Below are 21055 nucleotides of genomic sequence, written 5' to 3' on the forward strand. Positions count from 1 at the left end.
TTTCTAGCTGTACATAATCTTTGACTATCCTACACGATTTGTACTTTTACCGCAAGCCAATTTCTGTCTTACGAACCAGGTCCGAGAATACCTTTCGACGCCAACACCCAATAGACTACGCCCCATAATAAAATAAATGTTGTAATGGACGCTAGTAATACCCACTTATTTTTCCTCAAATTTACTCACCCTTTTTTAAAGTTAGCGGGAGATCGTTTTGCACAATATCTTCATAACTTTCGCGGCGAATAGCTAGTTGATGCTGTCCATCCTCTACAAATACAACTGCAGGTCTTGGCACACGATTATAGTTACTAGCCATCGAATAACCATACGCACCTGTACAGAAGATGGCTAACACATCACCTGAAGCAGCATCTTGTAGTTTAGCATCAATAATTAATTTATCGCCGGATTCACATAATTTACCAGCAACTGTATAGAGCTCATCTTTCGGCTCGTTCGCCTTACTTGCGATGACTGCCTCATACTTAGCGTCGTATAATGCGGGACGGATATTATCGCTCATACCTCCATCGACAGCAATATATTTTCGCACATCTGGCACAGTTTTTTGTGAACCGATTGTATAAAGAGATGTTCCTGCATCACCTACAAGTGATCGACCTGGTTCAATCCAAATTTCCGGCATCTTCAGTCCAAGAACAGTTGCTTTATTTTTGACAACTGTAATCATATCCTCTACATATACTTGTGGTTCAAGCGGTGCATCTTCTTCAGTATAACGAATACCAAAGCCCCCACCTAAGTTTAACACAGTACATGTAAATCCGTGAGTCTTGTTCCAATCAGAAATTTTGTCAATCAATTTTTCTCCAGCCAATCCAAAACCGGCAGTGTCAAAAATTTGTGAGCCAATATGGCAATGTAAACCAAGTAGCTCTAGGAATTCATGGTTAAATGTTTGTTGGAATGCTTCATCCGCTTGACCATTGTTTAAGTCAAAGCCGAATTTTGAATCTGCTTGACCTGTCGTGATGAAATCATGCGTATGTGCTTCAACACCTGGTGTAACACGTAATAATATACGCATTTTTTGCTGACGGCGCTCCGAAATATCTTTTAAAAGCTGTATTTCATAGAAATTATCTACAACAATACATCCAATCTTGGAGTCAAAAGCTAGCTCTAATTCAGCAATGCTTTTATTGTTACCATGAAAATGAATGCGCTCTGCAGGGAAACCTGCCTTTAAGGCAGTAAATAATTCGCCACCAGATACAACATCCAATGATAAATTTTCTTCTGCTGCTAATTGATACACCGCTACACATGCAAATGCTTTTGAAGCATAAGCTACTTCTGCTTTTACGCCTAGTTTTTTAAACGTATCGATAAAGCTGCGCGCACGCTTACGAATAAGTGCAGTATCATACACGAAAAGTGGTGTACCATACTCTTTTGCTAGCTCTATTGTGTCTACCTGTCCAATTGTTAAATGACCATCTTCAGAAATCGCTTGTGTTCCATATAAATGCATGTGCATCTCTCCCTTTTCACATCGTTCCATCTTGTTATTTTTACGGTTTGAAAGTGGAAGGGTTCTTTACTATATTAGAACCATTCCATCAAAAAACTATTTCCTTCACATATAAAAAAACAAATGTATAGTACTTGCTTTTTCTTGAATGAAAATAATTTTTGCAAAAATCACAAAATACTATATGTGAACTTTATCACATGAAAAAAACGAGTGCAACGGCTCCTATGATCTTTTTCGCTGTTTGGAAGCGACTACATAAGGTCTGAGTGCATCTGCTGTCATTGGGAAGCGAATAATGACGCGAAGCATTGCTGTTGGAAAGAATGGAACAAGCGGCCATAAATAAGGTGCCTGCATTGGTCGCAATGAACATAAATACGTAAACAATAAAAATAAACCAATAAATAACCCATTGACACCCCAGAGACCCGTCATCAGAAGTAGCAGTAACCTAAAAATTTTAATGGAGATACTAAGCTCATAGGATGGAATAATGAAAATAAGAATGGCTGCCACCGCTGTATAGAGAACCACCTCTGAAGAGAATAATCCAACATCAATCGCAATTTGACCAATGATTACCCCCGCAACCAATCCCATCGCAGTGGACAATGGTGACGGAGTATGAATGGCGGCCATCCTCAAAAATTCTATTCCAATATCCGCAATCAAAATTTGTAGTAATAAAGGTACATGCGATTTCTCCTCCGTACCTAAAAAGGAGAGGGCATCTGGAAGTAGGGATTCATTCGTTGCAAATACATACCACAATGGCAATAAAAGTAAACCCATTACAGAGCCAAAATATCGCATAAAACGTACAAACGTCCCTACTGTGGGTGCCTGACGATATTCCTCTGCATGCTGCAATAAATGAAACACTGTAACAGGTACTAAAATAACGGATGGAGAAGTATCGACTAATATAGCTATATGCCCTTCAAGTAGATGAGCTGCAGCAATATCAGGTCTCTCCGTATAACGTACAAATGGAACTGGGTGGAACTTTTGTTTAAAGAGCCATTCTTCTAATGATTTATCGGCCATCGTCAAGCCATCATGATTTATTTGTCCAAGACGCTGTCGTAAACTTTCGAGCATATCTTCATTGGCAACATCCTTCATAAACGCGATCGCCACGTCGGTTTGACCGATTTTGGATATTTTATGTAGCTCGAAACGTAGATTACTATTACGAATTCGCCTACGTATTAAGGCTGTGTTTTGAGAAATCCCTTCTGTAAAGCCATCCCTTGATCCACGGATAACTTTTTCATTATCTGGCTCTTCTGGAGAGCGTCCTGGATAGTTTCTAAGCTCTGCAACATAGCAATAGCCACTTTTAGTAATAAAGGTGACTTGTCCACTTAAAATGGCTAGTAAATAGGCTTTACGCTCTGTTTCTTCTGAACGTCCATGGAAATTAAAGTAAGACTCAAAATATTCCTTCTCATCCTCTACATCAATTTCAATGTCCTCATCTGGAAGCATGCTAGACAGCAACTGTGTTAAAGCTTCTCCATCTACAAGCCCACTAATATATGCACAAAGGACCGGCAAATCTTTGACAAATAAGTGTTTAATACCAACGTCAAACGATTCGCCGTCACCAAATTGTTCTATAAGAAAATCTTCGGCTTCTTCTAAGCTGTTAAATAATTTATTTGTCATGCTGTCACCATTTTCTTAGATGTCTTTTTTTATTACTTCCTGCTCCACTGTTGCACTAGTTGCCATCCAACTTTTCAGCTGGGCAAGGATTTTTTTCTCTAATCGGGAAACCTGTACCTGCGATATACCTAATCTATTTGCAATTTCAGTTTGCGTGCAATCTGAAAAATAGCGAAGATATATGATAGACTGCTCTCTTGGCTCAAGTCTCGTTAGTACTTCTTTTAATGGGATGTAATCAAATGGTTGCTCCGATTTTTCATCCTTCATTTGATCCATTAGTGTAATGGAATCACCCTCACTCTCATACAATTGCTCATGAAGAGAGGCAGGGTCTCTCAATGCATCGGATGCTGTAACAATTTCCTCTGTTGTCACACCAAGCACCTGAGCAAGCTCTTGAATGGTTGGTGGATGTTCGTTCTTTTTAATAAATTCATCTGTAGCATGACGGATTTTAAAATTGAGCTCACGAATAGAGCGGCTCACCTTCACCATGCCATCATCCCTTAAAAAGCGCTGAATTTCTCCAATGATCATCGGTACTGCATAGGTTGAAAATTTCACATCATAGGTTAAATCAAATTTATCCACAGATTTCATGAGCCCTATGCAGCCAATCTGGAATAAATCCTCAAGCTCAACACCTCTCGTTGTAAAACGTTGAACAATGGACCACACAAGTCTCGTATTGCCTTCTACCATTCGTTTACGAGCCTCATGATCGCCCTGCTGTGCGCGTGCAATTAAATCACGCATTTCCTCCTGAGACAATAGCTTATCGGACGACTGTTCTAACGGCTTCACGGGTTTAACCTCACATTACCGCTGTGCGAACTGTGTAAAATTTCTTCGTGAATGTTACAGTTGTTCCTTCTTGCCATTTTGATATAACTGTTAGCTGATCTGAAAAGCTATCCATAATCGTGAAGCCCATACCCGAACGCTCCATCATACTTTTTGTTGTAAATAATGGCTCCATCGCTCGACTAACGTCTTCAATTCCTATCCCTTTATCCATGACAGATACTGTCACAATATCATCCTCACGTTTAGCATGAACTGTCACAACACCCTTACCATCTTCTTCATAGCCATGAATAATAGCATTGGAAACTGCTTCTGAGACAACTGTTTTAAATTCTGATAGCTCATCAATAGTTGGATCTAATTGAGCAATAAAGCCTGTAACAGCTACACGCGCTAAAGCTTCATTTTCACTAATTGCCAAAAAAGTTAATGTCATTTCGTTATCCATTTACAATCCCCCTTACGCGATCAATCGCTTGTTCCTCTGTTGCATCCATCATCCACGGTCCTAAACCTGAAAATTGAAATACTTTTCGCATTGTTGGCGATGGATTCAATAATATAGTTCGCCCAGCAACTGCCTCTAACTCACGCATACGACCAAGCACTAATCCAACTCCCGAACTATCCATGAAAGATAGTCCTTCCAAGTTCCAAATGATGGTCGTCACAGTGCCTTGAAAAATTGCTGCAGAAATTTTCGCTCGAATTTGTTCAACGGCATGATGATCGAGCTCCCCAAACAAACGTATAACGACTGTCTCTCTTGTGACCATTTCTAATTGATAATGCATGAACATCGCCTCCTCCTCGTGCAATTCCACATTCAATAGGTTGAATCCTTGTGGCTGACAGAACTAGTGCAAAGTCTTCCGAAATAGTGTCTAATCGACATACTTATAGCTTTTTAGGTTATGTGCAGTATGGGATAAATCTACAATTTCTAAACGCTATCGAGCTCTAAATTTTGGCGATTCATCGAACGCACAAAAAAGCGAGAACCCTCATAAGTGAGGGCTCTCGCTAATAATCTTTATGCAATTGTATAAGCTTGCTGAATTTTATTAATTGTCTCTTCGTCAATTGGCTGATTTGAATACAAATAAGCAATCGTATCACCATTATTAACATGATCACCTTTTTTGGCGATTAGCTGAATTCCTGCATCATAATCAAGCTTTGATTCCTTCGTTAAACGTCCAGCGCCTAGACTAACACTTGCTTCTCCAACTAATAAAGCATTAATCGTCTCCACTGTGCCCTCTGAAACCGCTGTCACTGCTACTTTATGAGCTGTGTCATTTTGAACAATATCAGAGACTACTCCTCCTTGCGCCACAATAAACTCCTCGAATTTTGCAGCTGCAGAGCCATCTGCTAGCACTCGCTTAACAGCAGCTGTCGCTTCCGCTTCATTCACACCTGCCGCAATTTGGTACATCAAGGAAGAGATGACAACACATTCATCAACCAAATCTTCATGCGTTTCTTCCATACGTCCACTTAATAGGGCATAAGCCTCCACTACCTCAAGCTTATTACCAATCATTTTCCCTAAAGGATTATCCATATCACTGATGTGTGCGATGACTTTACGGCCAAGTTTTTCTCCAATAGCCGTCATTGTATCTGCTAAACGCTGTGCTTCTTCCTGCGTCTTCATAAACGCACCTGAGCCACATTTTACATCGAGGACTATACCATCGGCACCACTTGCAATTTTTTTACTCATAATCGACGCTGCGATTAATGGAATAGAATCGACAGTACCTGTCACATCACGCAATGCATATAATTTTTTGTCGGCTGGTACTAGATTACCTGTTTGTCCAGCAACGGCAATTTTATGCTGATTGACATTATCAATGAACTCCTGTGATGAAAGCTCTGTTTTAAAGCCCTGAATGGATTCAAGTTTATCAATTGTCCCCCCAGTAATCCCTAAGCCTTTACCACTAAATTTCGCAACAGGAATTCCTAGAGCAGCAATAATTGGCGTAACCACAAGTGTAACCTTGTCACCAACCCCTCCAGTTGAGTGTTTATCAATTTTAAAGCCTTCAATAGATGTTAAATCAATGACATCGCCTGATTCGATCATTGCCTTTGTTAAATAAAATGTCTCATCATCAGACATGCCTAGTAAACGTATCGCCATTAATAAAGAACTTGCTTGATAATCTGGGATAGAGCCTGTCGTATAGCCTTCAACAAAATACTGAATTTCAGCTTGAGAAAGCTCTAATCCTTGTTTTTTCTTTTCAAACAATTGAACCATATTCATACAAAAAACCCCCTTATTTCAAATCATGTAAGAAACTTTTACCGAATGGCGGTGCTTCTACATGAAAGTTTTCTGCAACTGTTGCTGCAATATCTGCAAAGGTTTCACGAAGCGCAAGTTCCGCACCACCTTTAAAACGTGGTGAATAGACAATTAGTGGTACATATTCGCGTGTATGATCTGTCCCTGGGAAGGTTGGATCATTGCCGTGATCTGCTGTAATAATTAATAGATCGTCTTCTGACATTACCTCTAGAATTTCTGGTAGACGTGCATCAAATTCTTGTAATGCCTGTCCATAGCCTAGAGGATCACGTCGATGGCCGAAATTGGCATCAAAGTCGACTAAATTTAAGAAGCTTAGACCACGGAAGTCACGACGTACAACTTCTGCAAATTGATCCATACCATCCATATTATTTTTTGTACGTACAGCATCTGTCACACCTTCACCATTGAAAATATCTGAGATTTTTCCAATTGCAATCACATCTAATCCCGCGTCCTTCAAAACATTCATTGTTGTACGACCAAATGGCTTTAACGCATAATCATGACGATTGGATGTACGAGTAAAGTTTCCAGGCGTACCCACAAATGGTCGTGCGATGACGCGACCTACTAAATATTCAGGCTGTAATGTTAATTCACGAGCAATTTCGCAAATTTTATATAACTCTTCTAGTGGAATGATTTCTTCATGAGCAGCAATTTGTAAAACAGGATCGGCTGATGTATAGACAATAATCGCACCTGTTTCCATATGCTCCTTCCCAAAATCTTCAATTACTTGTGTACCACTTGCTGGCTGATTGCATAGCACTTTCCGACCTGTACGTTTCTCTAGCTCATCAATTAGCTCTGCTGGAAACCCATCTGGATACACTTTAAATGGTTTATCAATATTTAACCCCATGATTTCCCAATGGCCAGTCATCGTATCTTTACCAACTGATGCTTCTTGCATTTTACCGTAGTATGCTTTAGGGTCAGTAGTTGCATGCATTCCATGCAATGGTTCAATATTCGCTAAACCAAATGACTCCATTACTGGCATTGTAAGCCCATTCATTTTTTCAGCGATATGTCCTAGTGTATGTGCGCCAACATCCCCAAATTTAGCAGCGTCTGGCGCTTCACCAATACCTACGGAATCCATGACAACAACATGGATTTTGTTAAAAGGTTTATTCATAATGGTTGCCTCCTAATCTCATGACTCTATTTTACCAAAAAAATGCGAAAAATAAAGGTCAGACATCCGACTGAAACATAATTTTTTCCTATTATCTTTTAAGCACGTGGATGGAATTGCTTATAGACCTCAGATAATCTTGTTTTGCTAATATGTGTATAAATCTGGGTAGTAGAAATATCTGCATGACCAAGCATCTCCTGCACCGCTCGTAAATCGGCTCCATTTTCAACCAAATGAGTGGCAAAGGAATGACGCAATGTATGTGGTGTTAATTCATGTTGGATGCCTGCCTTTAACGCATGCTCCTTCATTAATTTCCAACAACCCTGCCTTGTTAAACGTTTCCCTCTTTGATTAATAAAAAACGCATCTGTTTTGGGGTACTTTCCCTGTAATTGACTACGAGCACCATTTAAATAGGCATTTATTGCCGAAAGTGCGCTTTTGCCGAGTGGAATGATTCGCTCCTTGCCACCCTTCCCAAATACACGTACAAAGCCCATGGTTAAATGAATATCAGCTAAATCCAGTGCAATAAGTTCACTGATGCGCATACCAGACCCATATAGTAACTCCAGCATGGCAAGATCACGTATACCTTGTGGCTTACTTTTATTTGGAGCTGTTAGTAAAGCTTCAATCTCTTGGATAGATAAAATATTAGGCAACTTTTGCTCAATTGTCGGCATCTCCAAATGGACTGTCGGATCAGTTTCTGCGCGCTTTTCTCGTAGTAAAAATTGGTGGAAACTTCGAATCGATGAAATATGACGGGCAATGGTACGACTTGTCTTTCCCTGTGCCCGCAATTGCTCTAAATGGCGTAATATAGTTGTCCGTTCTACCACACTAAAATCAGACATACCTTCTGCTTCCTTTAAAAAATGTACATAGCTTTCTAAATCTCGGCGATAGGATGCTAATGTATTAACAGATAACTGCCTTTCCACCTGAATAAAATGGATATAGTCCTCTACTGCATATTGAAATTCATTCATCACAACGCCCCCTCACTGTCAATTATTCTCTATTTTAGCATGGCCTTAAGAAATGTGCTAAAGGACCCTCCATTCGACATAAACCACCAACCCTAATGGTGTCTATACTTCAATAAAAAAAACAAAAAACTGCCCGATTCAATCTATACCAAAGATCAAAACAGACAGTTTTTCGTTATTTTTCTTCATTCGATTCGTCGTTTTTATCATGACAGCGCCAGCATATGCCGTGGAAAGTTAGTCGGTGATCTTTTATAATAAAGTTCCAACGTTTTTCAACAACGGCTTCCACATCTTCAAGTAAATCTTCTTGAATTTCATCAACAGCACCACATTCGATACAAACAAGATGATGGTGGAAATGGGCAGCTCCCTCTTGGCGTAAATCATAGCGCGATACGCCATCGCCAAAGTTGATTTTGTCGACAATTTTGAGCTCAGTTAATAATTCTAACGTTCTATAAACAGTAGCTAGACCAATCTCAGGTGCTTTTTCTTTTACTAAAAGATAAACATCTTCAGCACTTAGGTGGTCCTCTTCGTGCTCAAGCAAAACAGCAACTGTCGCTTCTCGCTGCGGCGTCAGCTTGTAACTAGCACTATGCAACTGTTTTTTTATACGATCAATTCGGCTCTCCATGTGACGCCCCCCTAAACTCTTTCCATTATACCAAAGGAGTAAATCCTATTACAAGATAGTGAATAGATTTCTAACATGCTTCTACTTTTTTATCTGATCACAATTTTGGTCTATTCAATCCATCATTTTAACACATAAGAAATAACAATAAACTCAGCAACTATTATGATGAAAAATGCGATAAAATTCAACAAAATTGTCCGACCAGATACTTGTTTCCCGATTTTTCGCTTTGACCAAGCGGGTACAAGTAAATTGCATAGGACTAGCAACAATATACAATAGATGAGCTGAAATGGAAACCACCAAATCGTATAAAGCCAAAAAGCTTCAAGTTTTTGTAATAAAAAAACCGAACTAAAGCCAAAAAAAGTGGCACGCATGGCTACAGTCACACGCACTAACACCTTTAAGACGCTATGTGTTGCTAGTAATAATATAAGACCTATGGAAATAGCAACAGGCAGTACTAAACGAAAAATGGATTGCCTGTCCCCATCTGCTAAACGAGGCTCTATAAATAATATAAAGGGTTCCGCTTTCGGTCCACCAATAATATGAAAGAAAATAACGCCACAAACAAAACTTACTGCAATGATGGAAGCGTGATAAAAAATAGACACCGTACGAGACATAAACATGCTCCTTTTCTATCAAGGTTTGTACAGCTTATGCTCGTCCGTCTCTATTATGCTAAAAGATTATTTTCTAAATTTGCAGCTAGCCATAGCACTGCGAATGCTGTTTTAGCATCATATATACGCTGGTCAGCCACCATTACTTGTGCTTCTTCCAACGAAACTTCTAATAGTTCGACAAATTCATCCTCATCTAAATCTGCTTTATTGTCTATTGTATATAATCCCCTCGCCACAAACAAATGAAGAACTTCATCCGCAAAGCCTGGTGATGTTGCAAATGTTTGTAAAAAAGTAAGTTGATGCGCGCCATAACCTGTTTCTTCCTCTAATTCTCGACGTGCTGTCATCACTGGCTCCTCACCTGGCTCTAGCTTTCCAGCTGGAATTTCAATAATAGAACGCTCCAGCGCTTTGCGGTATTGTTCTACTAACACTAGTTTACCCTCGTCCGTAACAGCAATCACCGCTACGGCACCTGGATGCTTAATGATTTCACGTTTTGCAACCTGTCCATTTGGTAAAGTGACATCATCAATTTGTAGTTTTATTATTCTACCGTCATAGATCGGTGTCGTTTTCGTTGTTTTTTCCTCAAACTTTTTCATTGACGATAACCTCGCTTGTTCTTCAGATATGTTCATTGTACCATTACAAGTAGAGAAATCGAAGGAGGTCATTCGTATGAAAAAAAGACAGCTTGGTACAAGTGAATTGTTTATTTCAGAGATTAGTTTAGGAGGCATGTCTCTTTCGACAGATAAAACACAAGCTGCTGCCATTGTCGATATGGCATTAGATGCTGGCATTAACTATATAGATACAGCTGATTTATATGATTATGGTGCAAATGAAGAGATTATTGGCGCAACGTTAGGTAAGCGTCGTCATGATGTCATCCTAGCAACAAAGGTAGGTAATCGGTGGGCAGAAGGGGTAGATGGCTGGCATTGGGATACATCACCATCCTATATAAAAGAAGCTGTCCATGCTAGCTTACGACGTTTAGGAACAGACTACATTGATGTATATCAATTACACGGTGGCACAATCGAAGATGATTGGGACGAGATAATTGACACATTTGAAGGACTGAAAAAAGAAGGGCTCATTCGTGAATATGGTATATCCTCCATTCGTCCTAATGTATTGCAGCGATTTTTACCTGCAAGCTCGGCTAGAAGCGTCATGATGCAATACAGTGCCCTCGATCGCCGCCCTGAAGAATGGTTTAACTTTATTGCGAAACAGGGTGCTTCTGTTGTAACACGTGGCACAGTGGCAAAGGGCTTATTAACAAATAGCTGGCAACAACGTCTACAACATGTTAATGGTTTTAACACCTATACTGCTGAGGAGTTAACAACAACGTTAACAGACTTAGCTTTACACTATAATAACTTGCATGCTTTGGCTATCGCTTTTAATCTAAAAGAGCCGACAATCGCTTCTACGGTCATTGGCGCAAGCTCTCAACAACAACTAGCACAAACGCTTGCTTCCTACGAGAAAATTAATTCAATAACAGATTTCAAGGTAGCTAATGAGCTAACAAAAAATGAGTACTATCAAGAACATCGATGAAAAAATGGCTAATTTTACTCATTTGTCTAGTTGTACTAGTAATCTCCTCTAGTATGACCTATGAGCAACAGAGTATACTACCAGAATTAGAAGATTTGCTCGCCAATAAACCTTTTGAAAAACAACTATCTATTTTAAAAATTCCCTATTGGGGAACCATCGTTTCAGTGGAAGAGCGAGGTTATTTTCCATTTGTAGAGTTTTTAATTCGTAAATTGACACACTTCATGGGATTTGGATGCATCGCACTTGGCCTTTACTTCGCCTGGGGAAAAAGACGTTTTGCAGCAAGTATTGCTATCGGTGGAACGGCTACAATCGCAGTGCTTGATGAGTTTCGTCAAAGCTTTACGCCAGGTCGTACAATGAGTGCTCAAGATGTGCTTGTCGATACAGCTGGAGCCATTGTTTTTGTTAGTCTCGTTGTTGCACTAAGAAAAATACTCAAAAATAAAAGACAAAAGGCTCAATTATAGCCTTTTGTCTTTTATTTTAAAGGTGGAACCGCCAAAAATAGAGGGACTTCGTTTCTTTAAACAAGACAGCCCCTGCTTTTTCCAAAACTCGATGGGAAGCCATATTTTCTTTTTCCGTGTCAGCGATAACGTATTTTGCATTTGGCTGATGGAGTAACCAGTCTTTAAGAGCTATGATTGATTCTGTCATATAGCCCTGCCCCATATAAGGAGGCAAAGTATAATACCCAATCACAACTTCCCCTTGCTCATTTGGCGTACCTTTTAGCATTATGCCACCAACAGCACAATTTTTTTCTTTTAATACAAGTAACCAATTCGTATGCCATAGATAATTTGGCTCATCTTCTAATACTTTGCAAAGTCTAAAATACAGCGCTTGTTTAAGCTCGCAATCTAAACTCCCTACACCTTTACTTAATGACAACTCCGCCGCCATTTGCTCCTCATGCTCTATTAGTAAATTAAGATACTTAGCGTTTAAAGGAATTAACCTTATTCTTTCTGTTTGTAATTCTACCATGTTGGTCTCCTAACATAATTTAATTGATACTAAACTACAATTAGGTATATGTTATTGGCAGCGTCTCCCGTTCGTTTAAATTCAAAGACCTCTCCCTCTATATCGACCACAGCCATATAAATGTTATGCTGTAAATATAAAACAGTGAACCCACCTATGTGAATTCACTGTTCTCTCTTAATATTTAGTACCTTTATCGCCGTATTCGTTTAAAAGTTCTTCAAACGATTTGTTTTTTTCTCGTTGTTTACGTTCAAAAGCTAATTTTGCCTGACGCTCTTCTTCTGCCGCCTGCTCTTTAGCAGTTAAATCTTGCTTCGCTGCTTTCAATTTTGCTAGCACATCGCCACCTAGCTGATCTGCTAATGTAACGGCCTCTTGCTTAGGTAGGCTAGCTGTTACGCTATTGTCAGTATGTTGTTGCTGTTTTCGTTTCTTTCCCATTTCTATTCACCTTCTTATTGACATCAAGGGCGCTTCACAACTGTTGCTACGCCTTGTCCACCACCGATACATAATGTGGCTAAGCCCGTTTTCACATCACGCTTTTCCATCTCATGTAATAGCGTTACCAAAATCCGAGCACCACTAGCACCGATTGGGTGACCAAGAGCAATGGCACCCCCGTTAACATTTAGTTTATCATGATTAAAGCTTAATTCACGATCTACAGCAATTGATTGTGCTGCAAATGCTTCATTTGCTTCAATTAAATCGATATCGTTTAAAGTAATCTTAGCCTTTGTCAGCGCTTTTTGTACTGCTTTTACAGGACCTGTACCCATAATTGCAGGATCTACACCAGCACTAGCATTCGCTGTAATGATCGCCATTGGTTGAATGCCTAGCTCTTGTGCTTTTTCCTTTGACATCACCACTACCGCTGCCGCACCATCATTAATACCAGACGCGTTCGCTGCTGTGACAGAGCCATCCTTTTTAAATGCTGGTCGTAGCTTACCTAATGATTCTGCTGTCACACCTGCTCGTGGAAATTCATCTTTATTGAAAAGCAGTGGCTCTCCCTTGCGCTGTGGAATCTCAACAGCAACGATTTCATTTTCAAACTTGCCCGCTGCAATTGCTTCCTCTGCACGTTGCTGAGAACGAGCTGCAAAAGCATCCTGCTCTTCTCGAGAGATTTGATACATATCACATAAATTTTCAGCTGTAATGCCCATATGATAATCGTTAAAAGCACACCATAGGCCATCTTGTATCATTGTATCTACTACCTTTTGGTCGCCCATTCGGAAGCCTTCTCGTGCATTTTTTAAGACGTATGGAGCCTGGCTCATATTTTCAAATCCACCTGCAACAACAATCTCTGCATCTCCCGCTATAATCGCCTGTGTTGCTAAATGAACAGCCTTTAAACCTGATCCACATACTTTATTAATTGTTAATGCTGATACCTCTTGAGGTAACCCCGCTTTAATTGCCGCTTGACGAGCTGGATTTTGTCCAAGTCCTGCCGATAAAACATTCCCCATAATAACCTCATCGACATGTTCACCTGCTACGCCAGCACGCACTAATGCCTCTTTAATGACAATGCTACCTAACGTTGTCGCTGGTACGTCTTTTAATGTCCCCTGAAATGAGCCAATTGCTGTACGCACCGCACTCACGATTACTACCTCGTTTGTCATAATCATTCTCCCCTTTTCCCCGTTCAAGAATCAACACTGCATGCATATGCTACTAGCAGATATGTATATTTTAACAAATATTTTGACGATTTTCGATAATAGAAATAATCGCAGTTTTGCCAAAGATATTGTAAAATGTTGACGTGTTTTAAACAATCTTAGTTGGGAACATTACAAATAAGAAACAGCATGTGGAGGTGTTTTATGATGAAAAAGAAGATGCTTTTATTCTCTGGTATTACAACAACGCTAGCCGCCGCTGCAACAGGTCTGTTCGGCTTCGCGCTTTCCAATAAATTAATGTATATCCAACAAAAAGACCCTGAATTTATACGGGAACGAGAAACGACCGCAAAGCGCTTTGATGAAGCTTGGTACAATAAAAACTTGAAATGTGAACTGAATATTGATTCTCCAAATGGCTATACAATTCGAGGCATTATGTTTCAGCCATTGCAAACAAATAACACGATCATCATTTGCCACGGTGTTACCGAAAATAAAATAAATTCCGTGAAATATGCTCGCCTTTTTGAAAGACTTGGCTATAATTCTGTTATATTTGACCACCGTCGCCATGGTGAATCTGGAGGCAAGACAACAAGCTATGGCTACTATGAGAAAAACGATCTTGATGCCGTGGTGAAAACAGTAAAAGCCATGATTGGAGAGGATGCTATACTTGGCATTCACGGTGAATCGATGGGTGCTGCAACCATGCTCCTCTATGCAGGAACAGTCGAGGATGGCGCTGATTTTTATATCTCAGATTGCGCGTTCTCGGACTTTTCTATGTTACTCAAACAAATTGCGAAAACTGAATTTAAATATGGCTCCATTATTCCTATTCGTTTTGCTGACTTTTTTGTTCGTCTTAGAGATGGTTACTCATTTAAAAGTGTAACACCTGCCGAAGCCGTCACACATATTGAAAAACCTGTGCTCTTTATCCATAGTATTCCCGATACATTTATTCCAGCTTCCATGTCACTCGATCTCTACAATAAAAAAACCGGTCCAAAAAAATTAAAACTTTTTGATACGGGGGCACATGCACAGTCCTTTAATGAAAATATGGATGAATATGAGGATTTAATTCATGATTTTTTAGACAATTTTATTTATCAAAAAATCAATCAGGATTCTTCTTCTTCCAATGTCATTCCATTCCATTTTTAGGGCAATGAAAAACCTTGCGTCATTTTACTCGCAAGGTTTTTATTTTATTTAATCTTCAAAAATAATATGCCATTCATCACGTTTCGCTAAAAACTCTTTTGCTAATGCTTGGGCCCCTTCTAAACTATGGCTAGCAGCCCAGCCACATTGCACTTCATTGCAGGCAGGCACTGCGGTTGCCTTTGTCACATCTGTAAATGTGTTCTCTAAAATAGCTAATAAATCCTCATAATCATTATGATTGATCAAGGACACATAGAAGCCTGTTTGACAACCCATTGGACTGAAATCAACAATATGATCTGAGTAATTACGGATAATGTCAGCAGATAAATGCTCTAAAGAATGTAATGCAGGCATTTCCATATGCTCCTTATTTGGCTGTTTAAAGCGAATATCGTATTTATATACTTCATCGCCATTTTTGCCAGTTTTCACACCTGCTAAACGAACATAAGGTGCCTTCACTTTTGTATGATCTAGATCAAAACTTTCTACATTTGTTTTTTCTTTTTGCAATATACACAACTCCCTTCCGTATAGTAACTCCATTATACATAGTTTCCCGATAGAGTTGTATGATTTTTAAGAATTATTTAAATACTATTAAAAATAAAAAAACAACTAGTTAAGCTTGAACTAGTTGCTCGGAACATTCCAAATTACTTCTGGAATTTATTCATTTGCGCCATCATTTGACGTACTTGCTTTTCAGACGGCGTACGACCCATTTGCGCCATCATCATACGAATCATTTGCTCATTAATAGGTGGGTTTTCTTTCAAATATTTCATCATAGCTTGACGAGCGAAATAGAAACCAAGTGCTGCGCCCGCTGCTAATGCGATAATTACGATAATAATCCAGCCCCATGTAGGCATACAACCAACCTCCTCCACTACAATATACCGAGAAAAAACTCTCCACGCTCCATTATACACCAAATAATAGCGTGTTACTATATATTGTAGTGAATTTTCCTAGTGCATTGTATACTTCATCGGCTTTAACCACCCACACTCATTATCCTGTTTATTAAAAGCAATAAAACGTTCACTCATTTTAGCAAGCATTTGAAATAAATCTAAATCTAGCATTCGCGAACCTTCACAGTAAACACAAATTTTACGATCTACTAAATAAATAGCCATTTTACCTTTGATTGGATGTTCTAAAAACAAAGCATTACGAGCTCTTTCTAGGTGTGCATATTTGGAATCAAGTTGATGCTCTAACATGGCTGCAATCTCCTCAAAACGAACGGATTCACATATATATGCAAGCTCTTTTAAGGATTTCTCATTGGCATCTTCACAACCTTGCATCATCTCTAATAACTTACGCTCTCTGCCAAAAATAAACGTTAAATGCTCTTCTTTTATCTTATATATAGAATAGGTTCTCACCAGAAATCCTCCTTCGCTCAGTTTCTTTTTCATAAGTATAGCTCATTCAATCTTGTTTATTTGTCAAACGAAGGAGGGATCTCTCTTCTATTTTTGTCGAAAAAATTCTAGTTTCGGGTCTATAAATGACTTTATGGCAAATGGTATTTTCAACCAAAAATAATTAATATTTTTCCAAAAACAAGAAAAAGTCTTATTAAACACAGATAAAAACCTTCTATTTTGGCTGCTTAGATGGATCTCAGCCTCAAGACCTAGTTCAAAATCAATTTCGAGTCCGTTTTAGACAATCTTGTAAATAGGTAACATAAAGGTACAAACGAAAGGAGCTAAAACAAATGAAAAAATTTCTTTTATTAACTGGAGGCGTCATTGCAGCATGTGTTGCACTAGCGTTAATTGGACCACTGGCGGGGTTATTATTCTCTGGATTATTTGTAGCACTGGGCATGCACTTCTACATTGCTAGTAAGTCATCTTTCGGTAAAATTTTCTGGTTTACAGTTGGTCTAATCGGTGTCCTATCAGCAGTGTCTAACATTCCAGCAATGGTAGGTCTTGCTGCAATCGCCATTATCTATGTTATCTATAAAAAATGGAATGGCGAAGATGTAAAAATCCCTACAATTGAAGGAAAAAAAGAAGAAGATCCGTTTACAAACTTTGAAAAAGAATGGTCAAATTTAACAAAATAAAAGGAGCGATTTTAAATGAACTTATTTCAACGTTTTAGATATACAGTAGAGGCAGACTTACACCAATTATTTGATAAGAAGGAACAAAAAAATCCGATTGCGATGTTAAATCAATACATTCGTGAAGCAGAAAAACAAACAGAACAAACAGGCAAATTATTAGAGCGACAAGGGCAATTAAAAGAAAAGCTAGAACAAGAATATAAAGAAAACGCTGATTTACTAGCGAAACGTGAATCTCAATTAGCATTAGCAAAATCTAGCGGAGAGCAAGACTTAATTGATTTCGCTACGGATGAAGTAACAGCTTATTCAGCTCGTAACCTTACATTACAAGCTAGCATTGAAGCAAGTACTCGTGAATACTTCGAGCTCGAGCGTAAATTTGAAACAATGAAGCATAAAATTAAAGATATGAAAGTGCGTCAATTACAGCTGATGGGGAAAGAAAATGTAACTCGTGCCCATCATCAAATGGATGGAATGATTGCCAAAAATAATAAAACAAACTTTGAAGATTTAGAAGCATATATCGATAAATTAGCTTATCAAATCGATAAAGACCATGAGCTTACAACTTTTGAGGCAAGACTGGCAGAATTAGAAAAAAAAGCAGTAGAAGAAAGCTCACCACTGCTAATTGAAAGTAAATAACATGGTATAATGAAAGCAATGCGCCAACATTAAAAGGCGCATTCTTTCACGTTTAAGAATAGAGGGTCCCATTCCCTCTCTTATACTATTAGTAGAAGGAAGGGTGACCCTCATGCAAAATTTCACAACAAATAAGCTCACATTTTGGGTTCTTTGCTTCTTTTTACTCGTCTTTGTGGAGCTAACTATATTTAATAATGGTGGTGCCTTCTGTTTATTGATTGGGGCTGTACTTCTTTATTTAAGTTTTTCCAAAAAAGTTCGATTTTTTAAATGGACAGGAATTTTCTTTATTGCTATTGCTTTGTTCACGATGTGGAGCTTACGTTTATTTATCGTCATCATGCTCTTATATATGCTCTATCAATACTTGCAAAGAGAAAACGAGCCAAAAGTAGTTGGTGCAGAGCTATTTGAAAAGCTTCCTGCAATTAAAAATGACCTAATTGGCACAATGCCAGCGCCTATAGAAGCTTATAAATGGCAAGATGTACAAATTCAGCGCCTTGCAGGAGATATTACCATTGATACAACGCAAACGATTTTACCAGCTGGCACTAGTCTTATTACAATTCGACAAGGTATCGGTAAAGTTCAAATCTATGTTCCTTATGAAATTCCATTCCGTTTACAGTATACGACGTTATTTGGTGAGCTCTCCTGCTTACACGTAGGGCCGCAACGTATAGTAAATGAAAGTATTACTTTCTCAGACGGCAACCCTGAGGATGCTAAACGTGTACTGATTATTCATGTCGCAACCTGGCTTGGAGATTTGGAGGTGCTACGAAAATGATAGCATTTATCTCAAGATTATTTACATTATTTTTTATTTTAATGAGTGCTGTTTTCGGTCTTCTTGTTGCACTATGGGGCAATCCTGATGAAAAAACATGGGAGCCCTTATGGCAGCAGAATTACGATAATATCCCTCTAGGTGGCATCATCATAGTTAGCCTGTTTATACTTAGCTTCCTGTTTGCTAGCTGGATCAGTATGACTGCAAGGGCACGAGAAGCGCAGGCAACACGAATAGTGAAACAACTGATCGAGCCTGATTTTGTTTTTCCTAAAAAACAAGCTCTTCCGAAATCGTTAAAAAAAGCACTTGTCCAAACGAGTGAATTAATTGATACGCAACGTAAAAGTTTACAGCGTTTGTCCAATGAACGGGCTGAGGCCAATGATAAAATTATTCAGGAGCGTATTATTGCTGAACGCCAACGACTAGCTAGAGAACTCCATGATTCTGTGTCACAACAACTATTTGCTGCCTCTATGTTACTATCTGCATTAACTGAAAATGACGAACATGCTACTAGCTTAAAACAGGTGGAGAAAATCGTTCAGCAGGCACAGCTAGAAATGCGTGCATTACTGCTACACTTACGGCCTGTTGCTTTACACAATAAAACATTGGCACAAGGCTTAGAGGAATTGATTATTGAACTTCAGCAAAAAGTTTATTTCCATATAGAATATGAATTAGAAGAAATGGCCTTAACTAAAGCAGAGGAAGATCATTTATTTCGTATTGCACAAGAGGCACTCTCCAATACGCTGCGTCATGCCAAAGCAAGTGAGGTGGAATTACTTCTTGTGGCACGAGACGACTTAGCTATTTTACGAATTCAAGATAATGGTTTAGGCTTTGATGTGGAGGAAGATAAATCCACATCATATGGTTTACAAAATATAGCTGAACGAGCAGTTGAAATTGGCTGCACCTATAAAATTGTATCAGTGCCTGGTGAAGGAACAATTGTAGAGGTTAAAATTCCTTTACAAAAAGAGGAGGTCAATGTCGATGATACAAGTGCTCATAGTGGATGATCATGAAATGGTACGGATTGGTGTGTCAGCCTACCTTTCAGCACAGCCGGATATTACGGTTGTAGGTGAGGCTGAGAACGGTAAAGAGGCTGTGGAACGTGCCCTATCGCTAAGGCCTGATATTATTTTAATGGATAATGTGATGCCTGTTATGACAGGAGCAGAGGCAACAGTGGAAATATTAGCAGCATGGCCTGAGGCCAAAATCATGATGGTGACTAGTTTTTTAGATGATGATAAAGTATATCCTGCCTTAGAGGCTGGCGCGGTAAGCTATATTTTAAAAACATCTAATGCCAAACAAATTGCAGATGCTATTCGAAAAACGATGGGTGGCGAAACGGTATTAGAGCCAGAGGTCACTTCCAAAATGATGCACCGCATGCGCCACGGCAATAGTACGCCACTATACGAACAATTGACTGAACGTGAAATGGAAGTATTATTGCTAATGGCCCAGGGTAAAGCCAATCAGGAAATCGCTGATGAGCTATATATTGCCTTGAAAACGGTAAAAACACATGTTAGTAATATTTTAGCAAAGCTAGAAGTTCAAGACCGTACTCAAGCCGTCGTCTACGCCTTCCAAAACGGACTTGCTAAATAATCCTACATAAAAAAACTGCATGCTGACATGCAGTTTTTCGTGTTTTTAGAGGTATTTTAGGAGATCATTTACATGGTCCGCAATATATGTAGGCTCTTCATTTTTTAATTCTTCTAGCGACCCAAAACCATATGTCACACCGATGGCATCGATTTGATTTTCACGAGCCCCTATCAAATCATATTTTCGATCCCCAATCATAATAAATTGCTCTTTTGGATAGGAATCAAGTTGTTGAAGTACCTCTGCAATAATCTCACCTTTGGCAGAACGTGAACCATCTAAGTGACTTCCTACGACAAGATCGAAATAGGACTCTAGCTGAAAATACTTTATGATTTGTTCCGCAAAGACAGTTGGTTTTGAGGTGGCAATAGTTAGTATATATCCTTGTTGCTTTAAATGAGCTAACAAAGCTGGAATATCTTCATATAGTTTATTTTCAAACATTCCCCTTTCCGTAAATCGTTCTCGGTAATCTCTAATTGCTTGCGTTATTTGTGTATCATTGAATCCATAGATTTCTTGAAAAGATACTTGTAATGGTGGTCCAATGAATGGTTCCAGTTCATCCAAATCATTCACCATGACGCCCGCCTTCTGTAAAGCATGTTGCACTGATTTAGTGATTCCTATTTTGGGATCAGATAATGTTCCATCTAGGTCAAATAACACAACTTTATAGTTCTTCATTCGCTCACCC

Annotated in this window: 26 protein-coding genes; 8 read left to right on the forward strand and 18 right to left on the reverse strand. The window is 39.0% G+C overall.

The window, feature by feature from the left end; genetic code table 11:
* Nucleotides 1-181: 181 nt before the first annotated feature.
* The 11 genes from lysA to C7B89_RS08835 form a co-directional block, all read right to left on the reverse strand.
* Nucleotides 182-1501: a diaminopimelate decarboxylase gene (lysA, locus tag C7B89_RS08785; RefSeq protein WP_054550604.1), complete on the reverse strand. Its 1320-nt coding sequence runs from the start codon at nt 1499-1501 to the stop codon at nt 182-184.
* A 225-nt stretch (nt 1502-1726) separates the two neighbouring features.
* Entirely contained in the window at nt 1727-3175 is a 1449-nt protein-coding gene (locus C7B89_RS08790; protein ID WP_004232186.1) for a spore germination protein, read from the reverse strand.
* Between the two features lie 15 nt (nt 3176-3190).
* Nucleotides 3191-3982, reverse strand: coding sequence for an RNA polymerase sporulation sigma factor SigF (gene sigF / locus C7B89_RS08795; RefSeq protein WP_009370709.1), 792 nt, complete (start codon nt 3980-3982; stop codon nt 3191-3193).
* Nucleotides 3983-3992: 10 nt separating this feature from the next.
* Complete coding sequence (gene spoIIAB / locus C7B89_RS08800) at nt 3993-4433, reverse strand: anti-sigma F factor (RefSeq protein ID WP_048391296.1); 441 nt, start codon at nt 4431-4433, stop codon at nt 3993-3995.
* A complete protein-coding gene (gene spoIIAA / locus C7B89_RS08805; RefSeq protein WP_004232181.1) occupies nt 4426-4779 on the reverse strand; it encodes an anti-sigma F factor antagonist in 354 nt (117 codons plus the stop codon). The genes spoIIAB and spoIIAA overlap by 8 nt, the downstream gene beginning before the upstream one ends.
* Nucleotides 4780-5018: 239 nt before the next feature.
* Nucleotides 5019-6269, reverse strand: a complete 1251-nt coding sequence (locus C7B89_RS08810; protein WP_048391297.1) for a thymidine phosphorylase — start codon at nt 6267-6269, stop codon at nt 5019-5021.
* 13 nt (nt 6270-6282) lie between these two features.
* A complete protein-coding gene (gene deoB / locus C7B89_RS08815; protein WP_115673517.1) occupies nt 6283-7464 on the reverse strand; it encodes a phosphopentomutase in 1182 nt (393 codons plus the stop codon).
* A 98-nt stretch (nt 7465-7562) separates the two neighbouring features.
* Nucleotides 7563-8465: a site-specific tyrosine recombinase XerD gene (gene xerD, locus C7B89_RS08820; protein ID WP_054550601.1), complete on the reverse strand. Its 903-nt coding sequence runs from the start codon at nt 8463-8465 to the stop codon at nt 7563-7565.
* 175 nt (nt 8466-8640) lie between these two features.
* Entirely contained in the window at nt 8641-9105 is a 465-nt protein-coding gene (gene fur / locus C7B89_RS08825; RefSeq protein WP_004232171.1) for a ferric iron uptake transcriptional regulator, read from the reverse strand.
* Nucleotides 9106-9227: 122 nt separating this feature from the next.
* Nucleotides 9228-9740, reverse strand: coding sequence for a hypothetical protein (locus tag C7B89_RS08830; protein WP_004232169.1), 513 nt, complete (start codon nt 9738-9740; stop codon nt 9228-9230).
* A 53-nt stretch (nt 9741-9793) separates the two neighbouring features.
* Complete coding sequence (locus C7B89_RS08835) at nt 9794-10351, reverse strand: NUDIX domain-containing protein (protein ID WP_048391304.1); 558 nt, start codon at nt 10349-10351, stop codon at nt 9794-9796.
* Nucleotides 10352-10427: 76 nt separating this feature from the next.
* On the opposite strand from C7B89_RS08835, the gene C7B89_RS08840 reads away from it, so the two are divergent.
* Entirely contained in the window at nt 10428-11327 is a 900-nt protein-coding gene (locus tag C7B89_RS08840; RefSeq protein WP_115673518.1) for an aldo/keto reductase, read from the forward strand.
* Nucleotides 11324-11803 carry a VanZ family protein gene (locus tag C7B89_RS08845; protein WP_066036598.1) on the forward strand — a complete coding sequence of 160 codons (480 nt, stop codon included), beginning with the start codon at nt 11324-11326 and terminating at the stop codon, nt 11801-11803. Before C7B89_RS08840 ends, C7B89_RS08845 begins: the two co-directional genes overlap by 4 nt.
* A gap of 16 nt (nt 11804-11819) precedes the next feature.
* Here the strand turns inward: C7B89_RS08845 and C7B89_RS08850 are convergent, their stop codons facing one another.
* From C7B89_RS08850 to C7B89_RS08860, 3 genes are all read right to left on the reverse strand, one after another.
* Nucleotides 11820-12326, reverse strand: coding sequence for a GNAT family N-acetyltransferase (locus C7B89_RS08850; RefSeq protein ID WP_048391312.1), 507 nt, complete (start codon nt 12324-12326; stop codon nt 11820-11822).
* A gap of 177 nt (nt 12327-12503) precedes the next feature.
* A complete protein-coding gene (locus C7B89_RS08855; protein ID WP_036080173.1) occupies nt 12504-12770 on the reverse strand; it encodes a YqkE family protein in 267 nt (88 codons plus the stop codon).
* A gap of 23 nt (nt 12771-12793) precedes the next feature.
* On the reverse strand, nt 12794-13978 hold the full coding sequence (locus tag C7B89_RS08860) for an acetyl-CoA C-acetyltransferase (protein ID WP_208644729.1): 1185 nt from the start codon (nt 13976-13978) through the stop codon (nt 12794-12796).
* Nucleotides 13979-14185: 207 nt separating this feature from the next.
* On the opposite strand from C7B89_RS08860, the gene C7B89_RS08865 reads away from it, so the two are divergent.
* Nucleotides 14186-15157 (forward strand): alpha/beta hydrolase, encoded by a 972-nt coding sequence (locus tag C7B89_RS08865; RefSeq protein WP_115673546.1) that lies wholly within the window; start codon nt 14186-14188, stop codon nt 15155-15157.
* A 48-nt stretch (nt 15158-15205) separates the two neighbouring features.
* Here C7B89_RS08865 and C7B89_RS08870 read toward each other — a convergent pair whose 3' ends face one another.
* The 3 genes from C7B89_RS08870 to sirA form a co-directional block, all read right to left on the reverse strand.
* Nucleotides 15206-15709: an S-ribosylhomocysteine lyase gene (locus C7B89_RS08870; RefSeq protein WP_048391314.1), complete on the reverse strand. Its 504-nt coding sequence runs from the start codon at nt 15707-15709 to the stop codon at nt 15206-15208.
* A gap of 110 nt (nt 15710-15819) precedes the next feature.
* Nucleotides 15820-16038, reverse strand: a complete 219-nt coding sequence (locus C7B89_RS08875) for a YneF family protein (protein WP_004232154.1) — start codon at nt 16036-16038, stop codon at nt 15820-15822.
* 99 nt (nt 16039-16137) lie between these two features.
* The gene (sirA, locus tag C7B89_RS08880) at nt 16138-16563 is read right to left on the reverse strand and encodes a sporulation inhibitor of replication protein SirA (RefSeq protein WP_004232148.1); all 426 of its coding nucleotides are present in this window, start codon (nt 16561-16563) and stop codon (nt 16138-16140) included.
* Between the two features lie 338 nt (nt 16564-16901).
* Between sirA and C7B89_RS08885 the strand changes: the two genes are divergently transcribed.
* The 5 genes from C7B89_RS08885 to C7B89_RS08905 all read left to right on the forward strand — a co-directional run bounded on the left by C7B89_RS08885 (nt 16902) and on the right by C7B89_RS08905 (nt 20352).
* Entirely contained in the window at nt 16902-17258 is a 357-nt protein-coding gene (locus C7B89_RS08885) for a lmo0954 family membrane protein (protein ID WP_048391315.1), read from the forward strand.
* A 15-nt stretch (nt 17259-17273) separates the two neighbouring features.
* Nucleotides 17274-17912: a PspA/IM30 family protein gene (locus C7B89_RS08890; RefSeq protein ID WP_054550598.1), complete on the forward strand. Its 639-nt coding sequence runs from the start codon at nt 17274-17276 to the stop codon at nt 17910-17912.
* 112 nt (nt 17913-18024) lie between these two features.
* Nucleotides 18025-18708, forward strand: a complete 684-nt coding sequence (gene liaF / locus C7B89_RS08895; RefSeq protein WP_004232142.1) for a cell wall-active antibiotics response protein LiaF — start codon at nt 18025-18027, stop codon at nt 18706-18708.
* Complete coding sequence (locus C7B89_RS08900; RefSeq protein WP_016992954.1) at nt 18705-19745, forward strand: sensor histidine kinase; 1041 nt, start codon at nt 18705-18707, stop codon at nt 19743-19745. The genes liaF and C7B89_RS08900 overlap by 4 nt, the downstream gene beginning before the upstream one ends.
* Entirely contained in the window at nt 19720-20352 is a 633-nt protein-coding gene (locus C7B89_RS08905) for a response regulator transcription factor (RefSeq protein ID WP_054550596.1), read from the forward strand. The genes C7B89_RS08900 and C7B89_RS08905 overlap by 26 nt, the downstream gene beginning before the upstream one ends.
* Before the next feature lie 45 nt (nt 20353-20397).
* Here C7B89_RS08905 and C7B89_RS08910 read toward each other — a convergent pair whose 3' ends face one another.
* Nucleotides 20398-21045 carry an HAD family hydrolase gene (locus C7B89_RS08910; protein ID WP_066036594.1) on the reverse strand — a complete coding sequence of 216 codons (648 nt, stop codon included), beginning with the start codon at nt 21043-21045 and terminating at the stop codon, nt 20398-20400.
* Between the last annotated feature and the right edge of the window lie 10 nt (nt 21046-21055).

Source organism: Lysinibacillus capsici (genome assembly GCF_003367505.1).
Classification (GTDB): domain Bacteria; phylum Bacillota; class Bacilli; order Bacillales_A; family Planococcaceae; genus Lysinibacillus; species Lysinibacillus capsici.